Genomic DNA, 16415 nt, shown 5'->3' with positions numbered 1-16415 from the left:
ATGTCCGAGCACCTCCCTGCGATGACTCCACCTACCCGCAGTGGCGACGGTGTTCGACTTTCATACACCGGTCCTGGACGACGGTCAGACCGGCCGCTTCCACCCGCGCCGCGGCGTCGTCGTCGCGAATCCCCAGTTGCATCCAGACGACGCGGATGTCGTCCCGCTCGAGTGCCTCGTCGACGATCTCGGAAACCTCCGCGCTCGGTCGGAAGAGACAGGCGACGTCGATCTCCGCGGCGACGTCGGCGAGCGAGTCGGCGGCTGGCTGGCCGAGTACCTCGGCCGCGTTCGGATTGATCGGGACGATCTCGTAGCCGTGTGTCTGGAGGTACGCTGGAACGTCGTGTGCGGCTTTGCCGGGCGTGGTGGAACAGCCGACGACGCCGACGCGGCGAAGATCGAGGGCCCCTCGAATCGCCTCGTCGCTCTCGACTGGCATACCTTGACCTAGGACGGACAGGGGGAAAACGTCCCCGGCCGGAACGGATCCCGACGCTGGCCCGTTCGAACTGGCAGGTGCCGTGAGCGAGTCGCTCAGGAGAGGCCGGCCGTGCGGAGTCTCGGCTCGCCGTCGTCGCGCTCTTCGATCTCGACGACCACGTCGAAGAGCTGTTTGAGGGTGTTCATCGTCTGATCGTCGTGTGCGGTCGAGTCGATGACACACAGGCCGAGGGCGTCCGCACTCTGGATGCGCCCGGTGAAGACGTGGAGGAATCGAAAGACGGTCTGGAGGTCGGAGTACATGAGTAGCGTCGAGATCGAGTGCAGGAGGATGCGATTCTCGGTGAGACCGCGATTCTCGTAGAACTCCTGGAGGAACTCGGAGAGTTTGATCCCGATCCCGGTCATGTCGACCGGCGAGGAGGCGTACTTGATTCGCGGATCGTCGTCGACGGTCCCGATCCCCCGTTGCTTCGTGACGCAGTCGACGACGCCGACGTCGGGATTTTCGACGCCGGCCGCGTCGGTGAACTCGTCTAAAACCTTGTCGGCGCTATCTTTCGTCGTGACGACGATCGAGCCGTCACCGCGTTTCGCACCGCTGGCGAGCGCCTCGAGAGCGAGTTCTCGCTTGCCGGTCAGCGGCGGACCGGCGACGAGAACGTTCGTTCCAGCGTCGAGGTCGTCGGCCGACGGGACGTCGGGTAGATCATACATGCCAGATCACACATCCGCTCGTCGTCCAACACATCGTGCGAGTGATTCCACCGGTACCTACCCTGAGTGATATGGTGAACAGGTATATTCCTTTTGATTACACTGGTTTAGGGATGGCAGTTTGGACGATCAATTACCGGGTGCTGTCCAAAGTGAACACCTATATCGGTAATCGTATCGACTCCTCGTGTTCGCCTGGCCCGGCAGTTCGTCGCGGGACTCGCGGGTCGGCAGCCGATTGGCCTGACTACGAGGGCGACAGCCGATTGGCCTGACCACCGGGCCGCCAGCCGTTTCGTCTGGCCACGACCGCAGGGCAGACCCGGGTGCCTCATCCGAACGCCGATGCCGTAACGCCCAGCCGGCCGACGACGAACGAGAGGGCTGCCAGGAACATGGCGTACTTCATGTGGCGCTGCCCGCGAGACGGGTCACGGAAGCTCGTCCATCCCGCGTACCCGAGGTACACGACTGCGGGACCGAGTACGACCAGGTAGGGGGGCCCGAAGTCGCCCGTGAGGTAGGGAGCCGGACTCGCGACGATCGCGAGGGTGAGGACTCCGGTCGCGATCCAGAGGGCCGGCCGTTCGCCGATCGCGATGGGGAGGGTGTTGAGCCCCTCTGCACGGTCGCCCTCGACGTCTTCGACGTCCTTGATTATCTCGCGGCTGATCGTCGACAGTGCCGCGAGCGCGAAGAGGACGACCACGGCGGGTCCAACGGTGTGCACCGCGGCCCCGCCGAAGAGGAACGTACTCCCGCCGAGGTACGCGACGACGACGTTCCCCGCACCTGGCAGCCCTTTGAACACTTGCGTGTAACTCACGAGCGCGAGCAGGTTGAAGAGCGCGATGGCGATCGCGAGCCACGGCAGCGTCAGTGCGAACACCACCGCGAGGCCGAAACAGGCGAGGGCGTACCACAGTGCGAGCCGGGGCGAGACGGCGTTTCGTGGGATCGGGCGATCGGGCTTGTTGTGCGCGTCGATCTCTCGATCGAAGTAATCGTTGATCGCGTTACCCGCACCCGTCCCGAAGAAGGTCGCGCCAGCGGCCGCCGCGACCGCGACCGGCGCGTCGACGATGCCACTCGCGACGAACGCCCCGATGGCCGTGAGCACGGCGGCTGAGATCGCGTTCACCGGCCGCAGCAGTTCCCACAGCCCGCGGACAGTCTCGACGGCCGTCATACCGCTGTCTGTTCGGTGGACCGCAAAAAAGCGTCCGGTCGCGGGCCGGTTGCCGGCCGCCAGGCGTGGGCCGGTCGCAAGTCGGTCACCGCCAGTCGTCTACGTCTACCAGCGCGTCCGCGTCGACAGTGATCCACTGTGTGAGGCGCTCGTCGCCCTCGGCGTCGATCGGTACGATCGTCCACCGGCCCTCCTCGTCGGTGAGGAGTTCGAACTCGTCGCCCGGTGCAGCCATCGTCGGATCGACTGCGACGTCCTTCGCGGACATATCCTGACGTATCACGCGTGTCCACGTAAGGGTCACGACCGTTCCCAATCGTGCCGGATCGACCCCGCGGTTCAGGGATTCGACCGGTACGGAGCCGTCATCGATCCTGACCGACGACGAGCACCGGTACCGCGGCCGTCCGGAGGACCGTCGAGGCGACGCTCCCGAGCAGGCCCCGCTCGACTCCCGATCGACCGTGCGACCCCATCACTATCAGGTCGACGTCCTGCCCCTCAGCGTACTCGCAGATGCCGGGGGCGACCCCGTCGAACGACGACCGTCGCTCGACGGCGCGAACCAGGTCGACCTCGGCTCCCGTGTCCGTGATCACCGCGTTCGTCTCGTCGACCGTCTCCCGACCCTGGACCTCGAGTCGTTCGACGAACGATCGCTCGAGACCGCCCGCGTCGAAGAGGCCACCCGCCGACTGGATGTCGACGACGTTCAGGACGTGCAGGGTGGCGCCCTGCTCCGCGGCGATTGCGGCCCCGTACCGCGCCGCGGCCATCGCCGGTTCGCTCCCGTCGGTCGGGACGAGAACTCGATCGTACGAACTTTCGGGGGCACCGAGGTCCGCCACATCGACTCCGTCCGGTGGGTCCGGAACGACGAATACCGGAACGTCGCTCCGAGAGAGGATCCGCTCGGTGACGCCGCCAAGGAGTCTTCGCCCGAGCCCCGTCAACCCCTGTCGCCCGACGACGATTCCGTCTGCGCCGTGTTCGCCCGCGTACGCGCACAGACTGCTCGCAGGTGCCCCCTCGAGTTGCACCGTCTGCACCGTCAGTTCGCGGTCCGCCGCCAGTTCTTCGACCTCCGCCAGGATGCCCTCGCCGCGTTCGCGAAGCCGCGTCTCCTCTGTGGGCGACCTGGCGAGTCGGCGGGCCGATCGCTCGACGACGTGGACCACGTCGACGCTCGCGTCGAACAGACTGGCCAGGTCGAGCCCCTGCACAGCGGCGTGGCGAGCCTCGTCGCTCCCGTCCACGGCGATGACGATGTGATCGAACATTCGATACCTGTCCGTTCGGCACAGTCACCCTTCACAGTTCGTACTCGACCGAAGCGGTACCGGGGGTTCCACCGTGAGTCCGAGACTCGAAAGAGAAACGGTCTTAAAGGAGCGGCGAAAACCACCACTCGTCGATCACAGACCGACCGAGGGCGCTTAGCTCAGTCTGGACAGAGTGCTTGGCTTCGGACCAAGTTGTCGCGGGTTCAAATCCTGCAGCGCCCACTTTTCGAGGCGAGCAATAACGCGAGCCTCGGGTACGTGGAACGCGAAGGATTTGAGCCCTGCAAGTCGCAGCTGCGAGCGGAGCGAGCAGACCGTCTTGCTTCGGTTCAAATCCTGCAGCGCCCATGCGTCCACGACTCGATTCTCCACTAACACTGATTCCTCCGTAGAGGTACTCAAACAGCCGTATTCCCGAGATTCCTCGATCGGACGTAGGCCGTTGAAATCTGATCCCAACGGGCAACGGGTTGCGGGTCCGTCTCGTCGGTCGATTTTCGTCTACAACCCGGTGGAGGATCGCGACTGGCCGCGATCGCCTTACTGCGTATCGGGGTGGTCGTCCGTTTTGAAGACGAACGTGTCCGTGAATCCATACAGCCAGGCGAACAACGGTCCCAGGTAACAAATGAAGGTCCAGGGAGCGTAGGCGAGGGTCGGAACGCCGAGTATCCCGGCGAAGTAGAGCCCCGCCAGGTTCCACGGAACGATCGGGGCCGTCACGGTACCGGAGTCCTCTATCGTTCTCGACAGAACGGTCCTGTCTATCTCCAGTCTGTCGTATATCTTGGAGAACATGATCGGGGGGATGATGAGGGAAAGCTGGACGGCGCCAGTCGTCAGCGTTCCCAGGATACTGGTCAGCGACGTCACGAATATCAATCGGCCGCTATCGTCACGAACGAACCGCTCTCGAATCGACTCCGCGATCACGCCGATGGTCTGGGTGTACTCTAACTGTCCCGCAAAGAGGAACGCGAAGATGAGGACGGTGATGATATTGGTCATCGATTCGATGCCGCCGCGGGTTACCAACTCGTTCAGCGTGTCGACGTCAGTGGACACCTCCGGTCCTGCTGCCATCGCCCCAGCGATCTCAGTCACATCGTAGCCTTGATAAATTGCCAGTGGAATCGCCGTGAGAATCGCTATCCAGAGAACGGGCACGGTCGAATACTGGCGATAGGATAGGACGAGTAGCACGATGGGAGGGACGAGCAACAGTGGTGAGAGGGAGAACGCCTCCTGCAGCGCCTGGGTCATCGCTGTGATGTTTTCCGGTTCCGCAGACCCACCGTATTGCAGTCCGACCACGAGGAAGACGGCCAGCCCGATCACGTAGCCGGGGATGGTCGTGTACAGCATCGATCTGATGTGGTCGAACAGATCGGTTTCTGAGACCCCGGCGGCCAGCACGGTCGTGTCCGAAAGCGGACTCAACTTGTCTCCGAAGAATGCGCCCATGACGACCGCTCCTGCCGTTTGCGGGAGTGGCACGCCCAGTCCTTGTGCGACCCCGATCAGCGCAACCCCGAACGTCGCTCCGGAGCCGAAGGACGTGCCGGTAACGAGTGCGCCAACGCTCACGATTAGGGCGGTCGAAACCAGAAAGAACTCGGGTGAGAGCACCTGGATCCCGACGTACATCAAATACGGAATGGTGCCCGAGATCATCCAGATACCGATGAGTGCGCCGATCAACATCAAGATCAACAGCACGTTCGTTATCCGTCCGACGAGTGGGGCGGCGCCGTAGCGAAGCATTTTCTCCCACGAAAAATCGTAATAGAACACGTAGACCGACGTGGTGACTATCGAGACGGTCATCAGAAGGATAGTCGTACTTATTTGATAGACGAACGACCCGATGACCAGAATCAGTAGTGACACTAAAAGTATCAACGATCCTCCAACCAATCCAACTGGGGTAGACTCGAGCGTCGTCTCCTCTTCGGGAGGTTGCGTCCAGTCACTCGTATCCATACCACCGAAATGATCAATATTGGTATAAAAAACTTTGTACAATTATGGCAAATCATACATATGTTCGGGGTCTCGCTGGATCGCCAGCCGAAGCGCGACTCCGACCCGTTAGAGCGGTGCCTCGTATCCGTTGGCGGGAGCGACGACGCCGGCCGTCGCGCTGTGACGGCACTGACGAACCGCCCCAGTACGACGGTACAGACCAACCCCCCATCGGGAGCGGCCGGTCTGAACGGCCAACTGGCCGTCGTCGTGCTGTCTGCCTCCATCGTTTGAGACTCGACGGTCGGGATCCAACGTTTGCGGTGGGTCACGCCGTGGAGCACTCGCTCACCGTGGCGAATCAGTTACCTCCGCCGGGATCTCGGTAGAGGGAGACGGCGTGCGGACGACGATCAGGTTCGATACAGCGAGTAGAGAATAAGGGCGAGCCCGACGATTTCGAGACAGCGACTCAGCATGGGAAGGACGTACGACAGGAGGAACGCTCCGGACTGTACGCCCGGTGCGACGAGGGTGATCACGAGCGAGAGTCCGAACGGAACGACCGTGAGGAACGCGAGTCCGATGGCGAGAAACAGCATTCTGCGGCTGTCGTTGCGCCGGTATCCCCGGTACGCCTGAAAGACGATGACGAGACCGAGGGCACTCGCGAGGAGCGTCGCCGCGAACAGCGTGAGGTACTGGACGCTCTCGGCTGGTACCATGATTAGAGGTCCTCCCACATGCTGGTGAACCGATCGGCCGGGTCGGACGCCCGCGTCGAGACGGAGCCGGTCAGGTCGCCGTCGCCGAGTTCGATCACGACCCGTTCGAGCGTCGCCTCGTACACGCTGTAGTGGCGGCCCTCGTCGACGAACTCCGTCCGTTCGCTCACGAGCCCCCGGTCGGAGAGGCGGTCGATACGCCGGTAGATCGTCGGAAGCGATGCGTCGCACGCCGCCGCGAGTTCTTTCGCTGACATCGGTTGCTTGCTCGTTTCGATGAGGATCAACCGGGCGTACTCGTCGTCGAGGAGGGACAGTAACTCCTCGATGTCGTGATCCTCACTCACACTGTCGTATTCGAGCCACCACGTCGTATATACACCCTGTCTTTTCTGTGAGAGAAAAGCGGCCACGCCGAGCGATGCTCGGGCGGACGGCCGGTGGGTCTCGTCGGAGGATAAAACCGGATGGTTTGTTCTCGTCGAGAAAGTCACAATGATAACTATGTCCGGGCGACGAGCAGTTTCGATATCATGTCGCTGTCGATACGACGGGTCGTGTCCGAGGGGATTTCGGTCGCAACGTCGCGGAGTGGTGCCGTACTCGCACTGTTGTTCTTCGTCGCGGAGTCGCTCGGTGTGCTCTTGATGCTCGTGGCTGGGACGACGTACGTCCCTGTCGACATCGGGACAGGTGTTACAGGGGGACCCGAGGTCGCCGCCGGTGGCGAACTCCCCGCGAGCGTCGCGGCGGTAACGTCCGCGTTGACGGGCGTGTTCACCGCCATCGTTACGATTCCCATCACCATCGTGGCGATTCGAACGTTCGTCGGTGGCGCGACCGACGGCATCCCGGACGCGTACCTCTTCGACCGAATCGGGCGGGCGACGGCGTCCGCGTTCGGAGCGAGCCTCCTGTACGGGCTCGTCGTCGTGACCATCTCGTTCGTCTCCGCATTCGTGCTTCTCGCGGCCGCCGTTCTCGTCGGAGGGACCGACGTCGCCACTTCAGCCGTCGGGCTGCTCGCGTTCGCTACCCTCGCGTTCGTCATCGTGGTGGGAACGATCGCTCTCTTCGGTATTGTCTGGCTCCACACCCTGTTCTTGCTCCACGAAGTCAGCGTCCGCGACCGTGGCGCCCTCGGTGCGTTCCGGGGGAGCTGGGCGGCCGTTCGCGGGAACCGCCTCAAACTGGCGGCGCTCGCAGGGGGTCTGGTCGTAATCCGCGGGCTCGTCAGCTGGGTCAGCGTTCCGTCCGGCTACGGGGGCTGGTCGACGCTCCAGCTTCTACTGACGCCGATCGGACTGGCGGTGACCGCCGTCGTCGGCGTCTACGTCACCGCGATCCTGGCACGGGCGTATCGACGGCTCCGCCCGGACGTGGGCGAGACGTTCACGTAGCTCGGTCGGTCGTCGACAGTCAGCCGTCGGTCGGCGCCCGCTACACGCCCGCCGGACTCCGCAACCGTGTCCCGCGGACGTAGGTACGCTTCGTCGGTGGGTCCTCTCGCCAGCCCCAACGGTGGCGATACTCCCGACGGGGTACTGGTGTCGTCACTCTCGCCGACGTACTGGTGTCGTCACTTTCGAAGACGTTCGAGCGGTGGCCCCCTCCCTGGAGGTCGAGACGGACTGTGCGAAAAAACGTACCGTCGGGCGGTTCAGCAGTCGATGCTCGCGGCGATGGCGGAGAGCGTGTCCACGTCGGTGGTTCCGGATACTCGATACGCGACGTCGTCGCAGGACCACGCGAGGATAGCGATCCGCTCGGATTCGATGTATTCGCCGTCGTGGCCGTCTATGGTGATCGATTTGGCATCCTCAGACAGGCCGTCCATTTCGGTTCCAGTCGCGACCGTTATCGTGTCGTCATCGCGTTCGTAGGTGAGGAGCAGTTCGTCGCCATCGCCGTCGGTGAACGTACCGGCGACCTCTGTGAATTCGTACCCGTCCGGAACGTCGGGAGTCGGCGCCTCGATTCCCGTCTCGTCTTCGGCGGTCGCGATCGTGTCAAATCGTTCGAACGACGGCGTAGCGATCCGTTCGACGACAGCGTCCGCGGGCGGATCGAACTCGAACAGAGCCGGATCGGGATCGACGTCGAACTCGAGGTCGGTGTATTCGACCGTCATGACGGACGTCTCGCCGTCGAACCGGTGCGTCAACTCGTACTTCACCGGGAAGTACGTCTCCTGGTCGAGCCAGTAGGTCGTCTCTGTCCCGTTCGTGTCGTCGGGGACGACCGTCACCACGTGGGTGTCGCGGTCGTCGACGGTGTCGGTTCCGTCGTATGAGATCTCCGAGTTCTCGACCATCTCCTCGATCTGTTCCGAGTAGGAGACGTTCTCGAGCGGGGTGGACTGATCGAACAGCCGTACGGTGTTCTCGTCGGGCTGGTAGGTCCACGTCACCGATCCGTTCGAGACGGTCACCAGTTCGCTCGATTCGCCGCCGGACTCGACCGTCTCGATGTACTGTTTGTTCTCGTGGGGTGCGGCGACGACCTCCTGGACGGAGAGTCGCTCGCCGTCCGCGTGATACGTGATCGTCGCGCTGTAGCTATCGATGTCGTCGTAGCGTTCCTCGGCGAGTTCGCCGATCCGTTCCGGGTCGGGGTCGCCGTCCAGCGTGACGGCGGAACATCCTGCGAGGAGGAGCAGTGCCACGACGGCGGCGACGGGGAGGACCCGTCTCGTCAGCGGGGCGTCGATCGAAGACATTGCACTCGCCCCTTCCGGCCGCGTCTACATATATACGGACGGACTTTTCTCGGTCAGAATAAACCGGCGTCGCGTCGCGGCTCACCACGACGATGTCCCGACGTTCCCATCGACCGGCTCCGTCACGCCGTCGTCGAGGGCGTGTCGTCGGCCAGCTGGACGTATGTCCGGGCGGCCGTCGCGAGATTGAAGACGCCGACCACCGCGGTGACGATGCCGGAGAGACCGAACCCGATCCAGCCGGGGATCATGGCGGGCACTGCCGACGCGATATAGAAGAGTACCACGACGATCGCCCCGAGAGCGAACAGGTGCAACCGGTTCCCCTTCGTCAGTGCCCAGCTGTTCGAGAAGGCTTCGACGAAGTTCTGATCCTCGACGACGACCAGCACGTACCAGAAGTACAGACACACCAGCAGGAAGAGTCCCGGGAAGAACAGGAGGGTGAACCCGATCGTGAGGGCGATGTAGAAGACCAGGCCGCCGACGACCAGGTTGAGGAGCATCCAGCCCAGGTTACGCGTGAAATACTGCTGGGGGAGCGTCTCCGTTTCGTTCGTGACGAACGTGCGTAGGGCTCCGGCCGAGAATACCAGCGAGACCAGGGAGAGACACAGGAGGGCGATCAACGCGATCAGCGGGGAGATGTCGAGCGCCGGTCCGAACTCCGGAGACTCGGCGGACATATCGGCGAACAGGATGTCGAATAAACCGGCAATCAAGGAGTTCGATGCCAGCAGGGATGCCGAGCCCAGGAGCACCCACGCGGCGACGAGTATCAATCCGTTTCGCTCGAACGTTCGACCGGTTCCTTCACTGAGTGACTGTCCGATATCGACCGTCATACCGCAAAAAATTAACTTCACCTTTGTATACCTATCGATTGTCTAAAGTGGCCGCCGGTCTTCTCGGTTCGGTCGACGAACGTGCGTTCGTACCGTCCGTTTCGGGATTCGACGGGATGTGGAGGGGCCCGAGCGTTCGCGGTGCTCTCGTGGCGATACCGTGAACCCAGGCCAGCAGACCGGAACCCCGTACGCGGCTTATTCGCCGGTCGTGACGGTAGACTGCAGGGACCCCGTGAGTGGTCAGTGGATCTGGAGGAACGACGGTCTCCCTGGTCGACCAGCGTGCGGCGTGAAACCTGCTTGCGAATCCCACCCTCGCGGCTATCCGCTCGGACGGCAGACCGCCGCCTATGCCGAGTGCGTCCACCGTCGAGACGGAAGACGAGTACATCCACGTCCGATTTCGCGACCCCGACCGGTTCGACGAGATTCGAACGCCGGACTGGGCCGAGAACCCCGCCCACTCCGTCTCCGAGGGGAGCGAGGTTCGGATGGGACAGAGAGAAGGGAGCGACGACTGGGCAGTCGAGTCCGTCCTCATCGAGAGGTCCGTGGGCGAGGACAAGGCCGAAGAACAGGCGACCGAGATCGTCGAGAAGATCGAATCCTGAGCCCGATCGGCGACGGGCTGCGTGCGGTCAGCGCGGATCCCACGTTCCGTGCTAGTCCCCGGCGGTCGAAGTCGAAGTGCTCGCGGACGAGACGGTCACGAGAGCGACACCGGATATTCACTTTCGCCGCGCTACGCGAGGGCTTTTTCACGCGCGCCATCTCTCGCGTACATGGATATCGAGGGGACGACGTCGCGATCCGACGCCGTCTGTTCGGGAGCATCGGACCGTCGGCTCCGGTGGTCAGACAGCGGCGAGCGGGAACTCGTGAGAACCGTCGAGAGAGTACGTGACTGTGGTATCGACGGTACCGAAGCATGACCGAGCCGTTGCGGGAGGTGGACGACGCTGCCGACGAAAATCGCTCGCGTCTCGCGCCTCGTCGAACCCTCGATCGGATCACGTTTCGGACGACCGACGAGCAAATCGACGCGATCGAATCGCTCGTCTCGGCCGACGTCTATCCCAATCGAAGCGAGGCCATCAGGGCGGGTATCGAGGCCGTGATCGAGCGCCACGAGCCGTTCGACGGCGACGATCGACTGGACTGCGACGACCGACCCTGAGACAGCGATCGACGCTGAGACGGCGACCGACCCTGAGACAGCGACCGAGCCCGTTAGCGCGGTTCAGTTTGTACACACCCACCGATCGTGTCACCGCAGTCGCGAGTTCCCGTTTTCCGTCGCGACCGCGACCAGACGATTCCGTCCATCGCTTCGCCCGTGCAGAGGTGGACTTCTATCCAACCACAAAGACGCGTTCCAACGATGAGTGCGACACGGATTCACCTTCACTATTGTACCGATTAGCTCCCGGAGGATCCAATTCGCTTCCCTTCGAATCATCCGGGGAAATGCGGGACCCGTCTTAGAACCACGATACAATTCGCCGAATAGACCGCACCGCGGTTGCGGCCGGCCGAACGACGGTAGTCCGTACGAGTACTCGCCTGTGTCCGCTTCTCGCGATCCACGATGCGACGGGAGGGCTCGTCGCATAATACGTCCTGATGAACAGGTCGCCAAACCGGGTGCCTTTGAGGGTACGATCTCTGAACGAGCGAAGTTCTTCTACTTGCTCGTGATCGGGGGTTCCGCACGCTGCGGTGGCGATGAAACACCCTTCATCTGTCGTGAATGAATGCGAGCCTGCTCGGGCCGCCCGCCCATCAACAGTAGCCACAGCACGGAATCGATACTCGGTACCCGGGTCGAGATCGGTGATCGTTGCGTCGAACGTCCCTGTCGCGTCGCGTCCCTGCTCTTCAGTACGGTTGTCTACCGTTTCACCTACTTCGCCCCACTCGAAATAGGTGGATACGTTCTCCCCGCCGTCTAATTCGGCGAGTTCGCCGTTGAGCGTGGCCGCGGTGTGATCGATCTCGATGGCGTCACGAGTTTCGACACGGAGGGCTCCGACACCCTGCCAGCCTGAGTGGTGTCCAAGTGTCCCCGACAAGACCCGCGAACCCACACTTGAGCCAGCAATCTTTCCATCTACTACGTACAGACCATCGTGACTCCCCACGAAGACGGTCCCGTCGACCACCGTTGGCGATGATCGAATCCTGTCACCGGTTTCGAAGGTCCACCGTTCCTCGCCCGTCTCGGCGTCGATTGCGTACAATTTGTTGTAATAACTCCCGACGAAGACAGTCTGCCCTGCCACCGTCGGCGAGGATTCGACGCGACCATCCGTGTTGAAGCGCCACTGTTCGTCGCCGGTCACTGCGTCTAGTGCGTACAGGGTTTCATCGTCACTTCCAACGAAGACGGTGCCATCGACGACCGTCGGCGACGAGTCGACGTCGTCATCGGTTTCGAAGCGCCACTGTTCTGCGCCCGTCTCGGCGTCCACTGCATACAGGTTGTAATCGGTACTCCCGACGAAGACGGTTCCGTCGACGACCGTTGGGGACGAGTCGACGTAGTAGTACGACCCGTCGTTGTACCCTGTTTCGAAGTGCCACTGTTTCTCTCCTGTCTCGGCGTCTAGTGCGTACAGATTCGAGTCCCGACTCCCGACGAAGACGGTGCCGCCGACGACCGTCGGCGACGATGAGACGTAGCCGTTGGTTTCGAAGCGCCACTGTTCCACGCCCGTCTCAGCCTCTACCGCGTACAGATTGTCATCGGAACTCCCGATGAAGACGGTTCCATCGGCTACCGTGGGCGACGACGTGATCTGAATCCCAGTCTCGAAGCGCCACAGCTCGTTGCCCGTTTCCGCATCCACGGCGTACAGATTCGCGTCGTCGCTTCCGACGAAGACGGTGCCATCCATCACCGTCGGCGACGATCGAACACTGTCACCGGTTTCGAAGTGCCACTGTTCCTCCCCTGTCTCGGCGTCTATCGCGTACAGATTCGCGTCCCAACTCCCCACGAAGGCGGTGCCACCGAGTATCGTCGGCGCAGCGGTGACGGTGCCATATGTGTTGAAGTGCCACAGTTCGTCACCACCGGTGGTCTGTGTCGCCTGCGTAGAGCGGACGCCGACTACCGACGCGATGCCGGCCCCCGCGCTCACCAACACACGACGTCGGATCGTCCCTCGCTCAGTCGAAACTGCCGATGTGGACGTCGCTTCGGACCCGCTCGGATCGGTGGTGCGAGATCTCCAATGGGGTGATCGCATCGTCCTGGTATCCCAACCGACCTGCAATAAAACTTCGTTAGGGATGGTAATATCAATACTCCCCGATTACAGTCCTACTCCATAGGTGATCCACTATTCGACGACCGCACGGCGAATTCCTATTTGGGTTGGGCGACCCTCCGTACAGAAGGCAAATCTGGTTTGGCGTACGTTTCGCACTGTTATATTTCACGGAATATTCTGACCGGATATTTGTCCGACAACGGAGGTCCACAGAACCAATCTTCCAAAACGACCCTGTCCTCGATTCGGTGCCGACGAATTGCATCGCCCGGTATCTCTCGTTCGTCCGAAATACGATGCCATACGAGTCAGGATACCTAAAATCATAATAGTTTCCAGTAGATATAATACGCTGTAGCCCATCGCTCCGCGTGGAAGCCACTGGCTCCGGGGTTCCGGAGTCGGCAGAAATGCCCCGGGTGTTAGAGCACCCGAGACGTGGCTTCCGAAACCCGACCGAGGGTTTTACGCAAGCCATGACACGCTACACACCAGACGACCATAAATCCCGTGCACAGCCCGCCTACCGCCAGGATGCGAAGAGCATCGCGTCCCTCCCACCGAGCGTTCAGCGCCGGACCACCCAGCGCCGGAACATCCCGCGCCGGAACACCCAGCGCCGGACCACCCAGCGATGGAGCGCCCCGCGCCGGAGCACCCCGCGCCGGAGCACCCCGCGCCAGCCCGCTTCGCGCTTCGATCCACTCCCGGTCCCGCCGATCCACGCGGCCACACCCGGTTCGTCCGGAGAGTCGCTCCGCGTCGACGTCGAGCGACCGATCGACCCGAACCGCATCGGTGTCGTGCCGCGCGAGCGGTACCCGCCGTGCCCGCACTGCGACGAGCCCGTGATCACGATCCGGACGCTCGGACCGCACCTGCACACGGCCGATCCGTGCGGCTGTCCGCTGGCGGCCGACGTCGTCGCCACCATGCTCGGCGGGGCGAACCGATGACCGACGCTCCCGATCCGGACGACTGTCCGTTCCCGCCGTGCCCACGCTGTGAGACACCCGTCGTCAGCGTCACGTCGTCCGGCCCGCACACCCACACTGCCAGTCCCTGCGGCTGCTGGCTGTCACTCGCGGCGGTTCAGGCGTTGCGGGGGTAGCGTCCATACGGGACGCATCCCGGTGCGTGACGTCACTCCGGACGGGGACGTCGCGCCGCCCAGGAGGGCTTCCGCATCCGCCCTACAGTCTCCGGAGAGCCCCATCCGTACCCAGCGTCTCCGGAGAGCCGCATCCGAACCTACCGCTGCTTCGGCCGCGTTCGCCGAGGCGTGCCCTTTTCCCGCTCAGGGCCCTCCATTCATCCATGCAATCACCCGGAGCGACGGACGACCGAGGAACCGTAGTGTCCGGTCAGACGGTCCGACACGGACCCGGCGTCACCGCGAACCGAGCCTTTCCGACGGACGCCTACCCGAGCAGTCTCGACCCGTTCGTCCTCTTCGAGCGCTTTTCCATCGAACCGGGACGGGGGTTTCCGATGCACCGCCACGAGGGGTTCGAGATCGTCACGTACATGCTCGGTGGCGGGATGGATCACGCCGACTCGCTCGGTGTCGAGCACACCGCGTCCGCGAACGAGGCGATGCACATCACAGCGGGTGCCGGTATCGAGCACTCCGAGTTTCCCGCCGACGACGCCGCCTGTAACGGATTGCAGCTCTGGATCAACCTTCCCCGTGAGGCGAAGACGGCCGATCCGGACTACGCGGACGCGACTGCGGACGACCTTCCGACGGAAACACTCGACGGCGCGACGGTGACGACCGTCGTCGGCGAGGGGTCGCCGCTCGAACCACGGACGCCGATGCAGTACGTAGACGTCCGCGTCACCGACGCCTGGACGTGGTCTCCAGACGACGGGTGGGCCGGCTTCGTCTACGGAATCGACGGGAGCGGGCGGATCGTCGACACCGGCAGTGGACGCGATGGCGCCGACAGGTCTGGCCCCGACGACGCAGCCGCGTTCGGTGCGGGCGACGTGCGGCCGATCACGGACGGGAGTGCCGTCGAACTCCGGAGCGATGGGACGATGCGCGTCGTCGCGGTCGCCGGGCGGCCACACGACGAACCGATCAGACTTCGCGGCCCGGTCGTGCGGTAGGGGACCCGCTCGTTCGGTTCGCCGGTCGAGCTGGTGGGAGAACAGCGCCGCGGGTTCGCGTCGTCGACGACGGACCGTCGCTACAACATCGTCTTTTCGGGGTGCTCGCGGCGACGCACCTTGTCCGCGAGTTCCGACCGATCGTAGACGTCGTTCGTCACCTTCTCCTGGCACACCGGGCAGAGCGCGATCAGGTTCGTCCGGACGTTCGCACCCCCGTCGGATCGGGGCGTGACGTGCTCGACGTCGAGCGCATCGGAGTCCGTGCGACAGAATTCGCAGTGTCCTTCGGCGCGGTCCTCGACGACTTCGCGACGGAGTGGATCCGGAACCGGTGGCGGTGCGGGCTCGGCCTCGTTCGGCGAGCGACGCTCGGTGACCACCTGCCAGCCCAGGCCGATTCCACCGACGACCGAGAGGACGACGAGCCCACCCCAGACGGCCGACAGCGGAAGGCCGCCGGGACCGGCCAGGAGGCCGCCGACGCCGACGACGAAGCCGGTCGTCGTGACGGCGAGCAGCGCGAGCCGATCCCGATCCCCCTCTTCAATTTTAACACCTTCGACCATAGGTGCATCTGAGCACCATTAGATAATAAATGTGGTGTGTATACTTTAGTAACTAAATCTAAACTCGGCATCACGTTTCGGTCGGGGAACGCTCTGGGCGCCGGTCGCGTTCCCCGAACGCCTCCCGCCGAGGCCTCGGCTCCCTGGCGCGAGGTCGAACACCCTTCTACACGCTGGCCGTCCGCTTCTGTGCAATCGAATCGCCGGCCTGGACCCTCTACGGCGTCTGGCGCGGCACGGACGAACGCGACTGGCAATGCGAACGCGTCCGCGTCGATGCGCGGAGTCCACGGCTCGAATCGTGCGACACACTCGAGTGATCGGTCGTCGACGCGTGCCGAGTTCGTCGCCCGGAACAGATCTCGACTGCTGGCTGCGGAGTGCGACCGCCGAACGGGACCGGGATCACTTCGTCGTCACGGCCGCACCTTTCGTCGCTGGTGGCGGATGTAAGCCGGACGATTTTCACCGCGGCCGTCGTCCGACGGCCATGGGTGATCGCAGGCTTCGGACCGCTCGCCGTCTAGCACCACCTCGGCCAGGGTCGCGTCGGCCGACGCCGCGTT

The 16415-nt window shown here is 63.3% G+C and carries 19 protein-coding genes and 1 tRNA gene; 8 read left to right on the top strand and 12 right to left on the bottom strand.

The window, feature by feature from the left end; translation table 11 throughout:
• Positions 1–31: 31 nt before the first annotated feature.
• The 5 genes from NO366_RS17255 to NO366_RS17235 form a co-directional block, all read right to left on the bottom strand.
• The gene (locus NO366_RS17255) at positions 32–442 is read right to left on the bottom strand and encodes a CoA-binding protein (protein ID WP_256532025.1); all 411 of its coding nucleotides are present in this window, start codon (positions 440–442) and stop codon (positions 32–34) included.
• Positions 443–537: 95 nt separating this feature from the next.
• The gene (locus NO366_RS17250; RefSeq protein WP_256532024.1) at positions 538–1161 is read right to left on the bottom strand and encodes an RAD55 family ATPase; all 624 of its coding nucleotides are present in this window, start codon (positions 1159–1161) and stop codon (positions 538–540) included.
• Positions 1162–1492: 331 nt separating this feature from the next.
• Entirely contained in the window at positions 1493–2350 is an 858-nt protein-coding gene (locus NO366_RS17245) for a geranylgeranylglycerol-phosphate geranylgeranyltransferase (RefSeq protein WP_256532023.1), read from the bottom strand.
• An 85-nt stretch (positions 2351–2435) separates the two neighbouring features.
• Positions 2436–2618: a DUF7511 domain-containing protein gene (locus NO366_RS17240; protein WP_256532022.1), complete on the bottom strand. Its 183-nt coding sequence runs from the start codon at positions 2616–2618 to the stop codon at positions 2436–2438.
• Positions 2619–2715: 97 nt separating this feature from the next.
• The gene (locus tag NO366_RS17235; RefSeq protein WP_256532021.1) at positions 2716–3630 is read right to left on the bottom strand and encodes a universal stress protein; all 915 of its coding nucleotides are present in this window, start codon (positions 3628–3630) and stop codon (positions 2716–2718) included.
• Positions 3631–3780: 150 nt separating this feature from the next.
• Between NO366_RS17235 and NO366_RS17230 the strand changes: the two genes are divergently transcribed.
• Positions 3781–3855, top strand: a tRNA-Arg gene (locus NO366_RS17230).
• A 318-nt stretch (positions 3856–4173) separates the two neighbouring features.
• Here the strand turns inward: NO366_RS17230 and nhaC are convergent.
• Positions 4174–5616, bottom strand: coding sequence for a Na+/H+ antiporter NhaC (nhaC, locus tag NO366_RS17225; RefSeq protein ID WP_256532020.1), 1443 nt, complete (start codon positions 5614–5616; stop codon positions 4174–4176).
• 60 nt (positions 5617–5676) lie between these two features.
• Between nhaC and NO366_RS17220 the strand changes: the two genes are divergently transcribed.
• Positions 5677–5892 (top strand): hypothetical protein, encoded by a 216-nt coding sequence (locus NO366_RS17220; RefSeq protein WP_256532019.1) that lies wholly within the window; start codon positions 5677–5679, stop codon positions 5890–5892.
• 119 nt (positions 5893–6011) lie between these two features.
• Here the strand turns inward: NO366_RS17220 and NO366_RS17215 are convergent, their stop codons facing one another.
• Both NO366_RS17215 and NO366_RS17210 read right to left on the bottom strand, forming a co-directional pair.
• On the bottom strand, positions 6012–6323 hold the full coding sequence (locus NO366_RS17215) for a DUF7521 family protein (RefSeq protein ID WP_256532018.1): 312 nt from the start codon (positions 6321–6323) through the stop codon (positions 6012–6014).
• A gap of 2 nt (positions 6324–6325) precedes the next feature.
• Positions 6326–6670 (bottom strand): ArsR/SmtB family transcription factor, encoded by a 345-nt coding sequence (locus NO366_RS17210; protein ID WP_256532017.1) that lies wholly within the window; start codon positions 6668–6670, stop codon positions 6326–6328.
• Between the two features lie 186 nt (positions 6671–6856).
• On the opposite strand from NO366_RS17210, the gene NO366_RS17205 reads away from it, so the two are divergent.
• Positions 6857–7723 carry a DUF7847 domain-containing protein gene (locus NO366_RS17205; RefSeq protein WP_256532016.1) on the top strand — a complete coding sequence of 289 codons (867 nt, stop codon included), beginning with the start codon at positions 6857–6859 and terminating at the stop codon, positions 7721–7723.
• Positions 7724–7983: 260 nt separating this feature from the next.
• Here the strand turns inward: NO366_RS17205 and NO366_RS17200 are convergent, their stop codons facing one another.
• Together NO366_RS17200 and NO366_RS17195 are read right to left on the bottom strand one after the other, a co-directional pair.
• Entirely contained in the window at positions 7984–9042 is a 1059-nt protein-coding gene (locus NO366_RS17200; RefSeq protein WP_256532015.1) for a DUF4367 domain-containing protein, read from the bottom strand.
• Between the two features lie 122 nt (positions 9043–9164).
• Positions 9165–9887 carry a DUF7847 domain-containing protein gene (locus NO366_RS17195; protein ID WP_256532014.1) on the bottom strand — a complete coding sequence of 241 codons (723 nt, stop codon included), beginning with the start codon at positions 9885–9887 and terminating at the stop codon, positions 9165–9167.
• A 353-nt stretch (positions 9888–10240) separates the two neighbouring features.
• Here NO366_RS17195 and NO366_RS17190 point away from each other — a divergent pair, with 353 nt between their 5' ends.
• Both NO366_RS17190 and NO366_RS17185 read left to right on the top strand, forming a co-directional pair.
• On the top strand, positions 10241–10501 hold the full coding sequence (locus NO366_RS17190; protein ID WP_256532013.1) for a hypothetical protein: 261 nt from the start codon (positions 10241–10243) through the stop codon (positions 10499–10501).
• Between the two features lie 317 nt (positions 10502–10818).
• On the top strand, positions 10819–11067 hold the full coding sequence (locus NO366_RS17185; RefSeq protein WP_256532012.1) for a ribbon-helix-helix domain-containing protein: 249 nt from the start codon (positions 10819–10821) through the stop codon (positions 11065–11067).
• Positions 11068–11371: 304 nt separating this feature from the next.
• On the opposite strand, the gene NO366_RS17180 is transcribed toward NO366_RS17185, so the two are convergent.
• Positions 11372–13033 (bottom strand): outer membrane protein assembly factor BamB family protein, encoded by a 1662-nt coding sequence (locus NO366_RS17180; RefSeq protein WP_256532011.1) that lies wholly within the window; start codon positions 13031–13033, stop codon positions 11372–11374.
• Positions 13034–13641: 608 nt separating this feature from the next.
• Between NO366_RS17180 and NO366_RS17175 the strand changes: the two genes are divergently transcribed.
• The 3 genes from NO366_RS17175 to NO366_RS17165 all read left to right on the top strand — a co-directional run bounded on the left by NO366_RS17175 (position 13642) and on the right by NO366_RS17165 (position 15280).
• Positions 13642–14121: a hypothetical protein gene (locus NO366_RS17175; protein ID WP_256532010.1), complete on the top strand. Its 480-nt coding sequence runs from the start codon at positions 13642–13644 to the stop codon at positions 14119–14121.
• Positions 14118–14276 (top strand): hypothetical protein, encoded by a 159-nt coding sequence (locus NO366_RS17170; RefSeq protein ID WP_256532009.1) that lies wholly within the window; start codon positions 14118–14120, stop codon positions 14274–14276. Before NO366_RS17175 ends, NO366_RS17170 begins: the two co-directional genes overlap by 4 nt.
• A 206-nt stretch (positions 14277–14482) precedes the next feature.
• Complete coding sequence (locus NO366_RS17165; protein WP_256532008.1) at positions 14483–15280, top strand: pirin family protein; 798 nt, start codon at positions 14483–14485, stop codon at positions 15278–15280.
• A gap of 80 nt (positions 15281–15360) precedes the next feature.
• On the opposite strand, the gene NO366_RS17160 is transcribed toward NO366_RS17165, so the two are convergent.
• Positions 15361–15849 carry an HNH endonuclease gene (locus NO366_RS17160; protein ID WP_256532007.1) on the bottom strand — a complete coding sequence of 163 codons (489 nt, stop codon included), beginning with the start codon at positions 15847–15849 and terminating at the stop codon, positions 15361–15363.
• Positions 15850–16415 lie beyond the last annotated feature (566 nt).

The organism is Halovivax cerinus (assembly GCF_024498195.1).
In the GTDB taxonomy this organism is placed as follows: Archaea; Halobacteriota; Halobacteria; order Halobacteriales; family Natrialbaceae; genus Halovivax; species Halovivax cerinus.
This window is presented reverse-complemented; position numbering and strand designations above follow the sequence as displayed.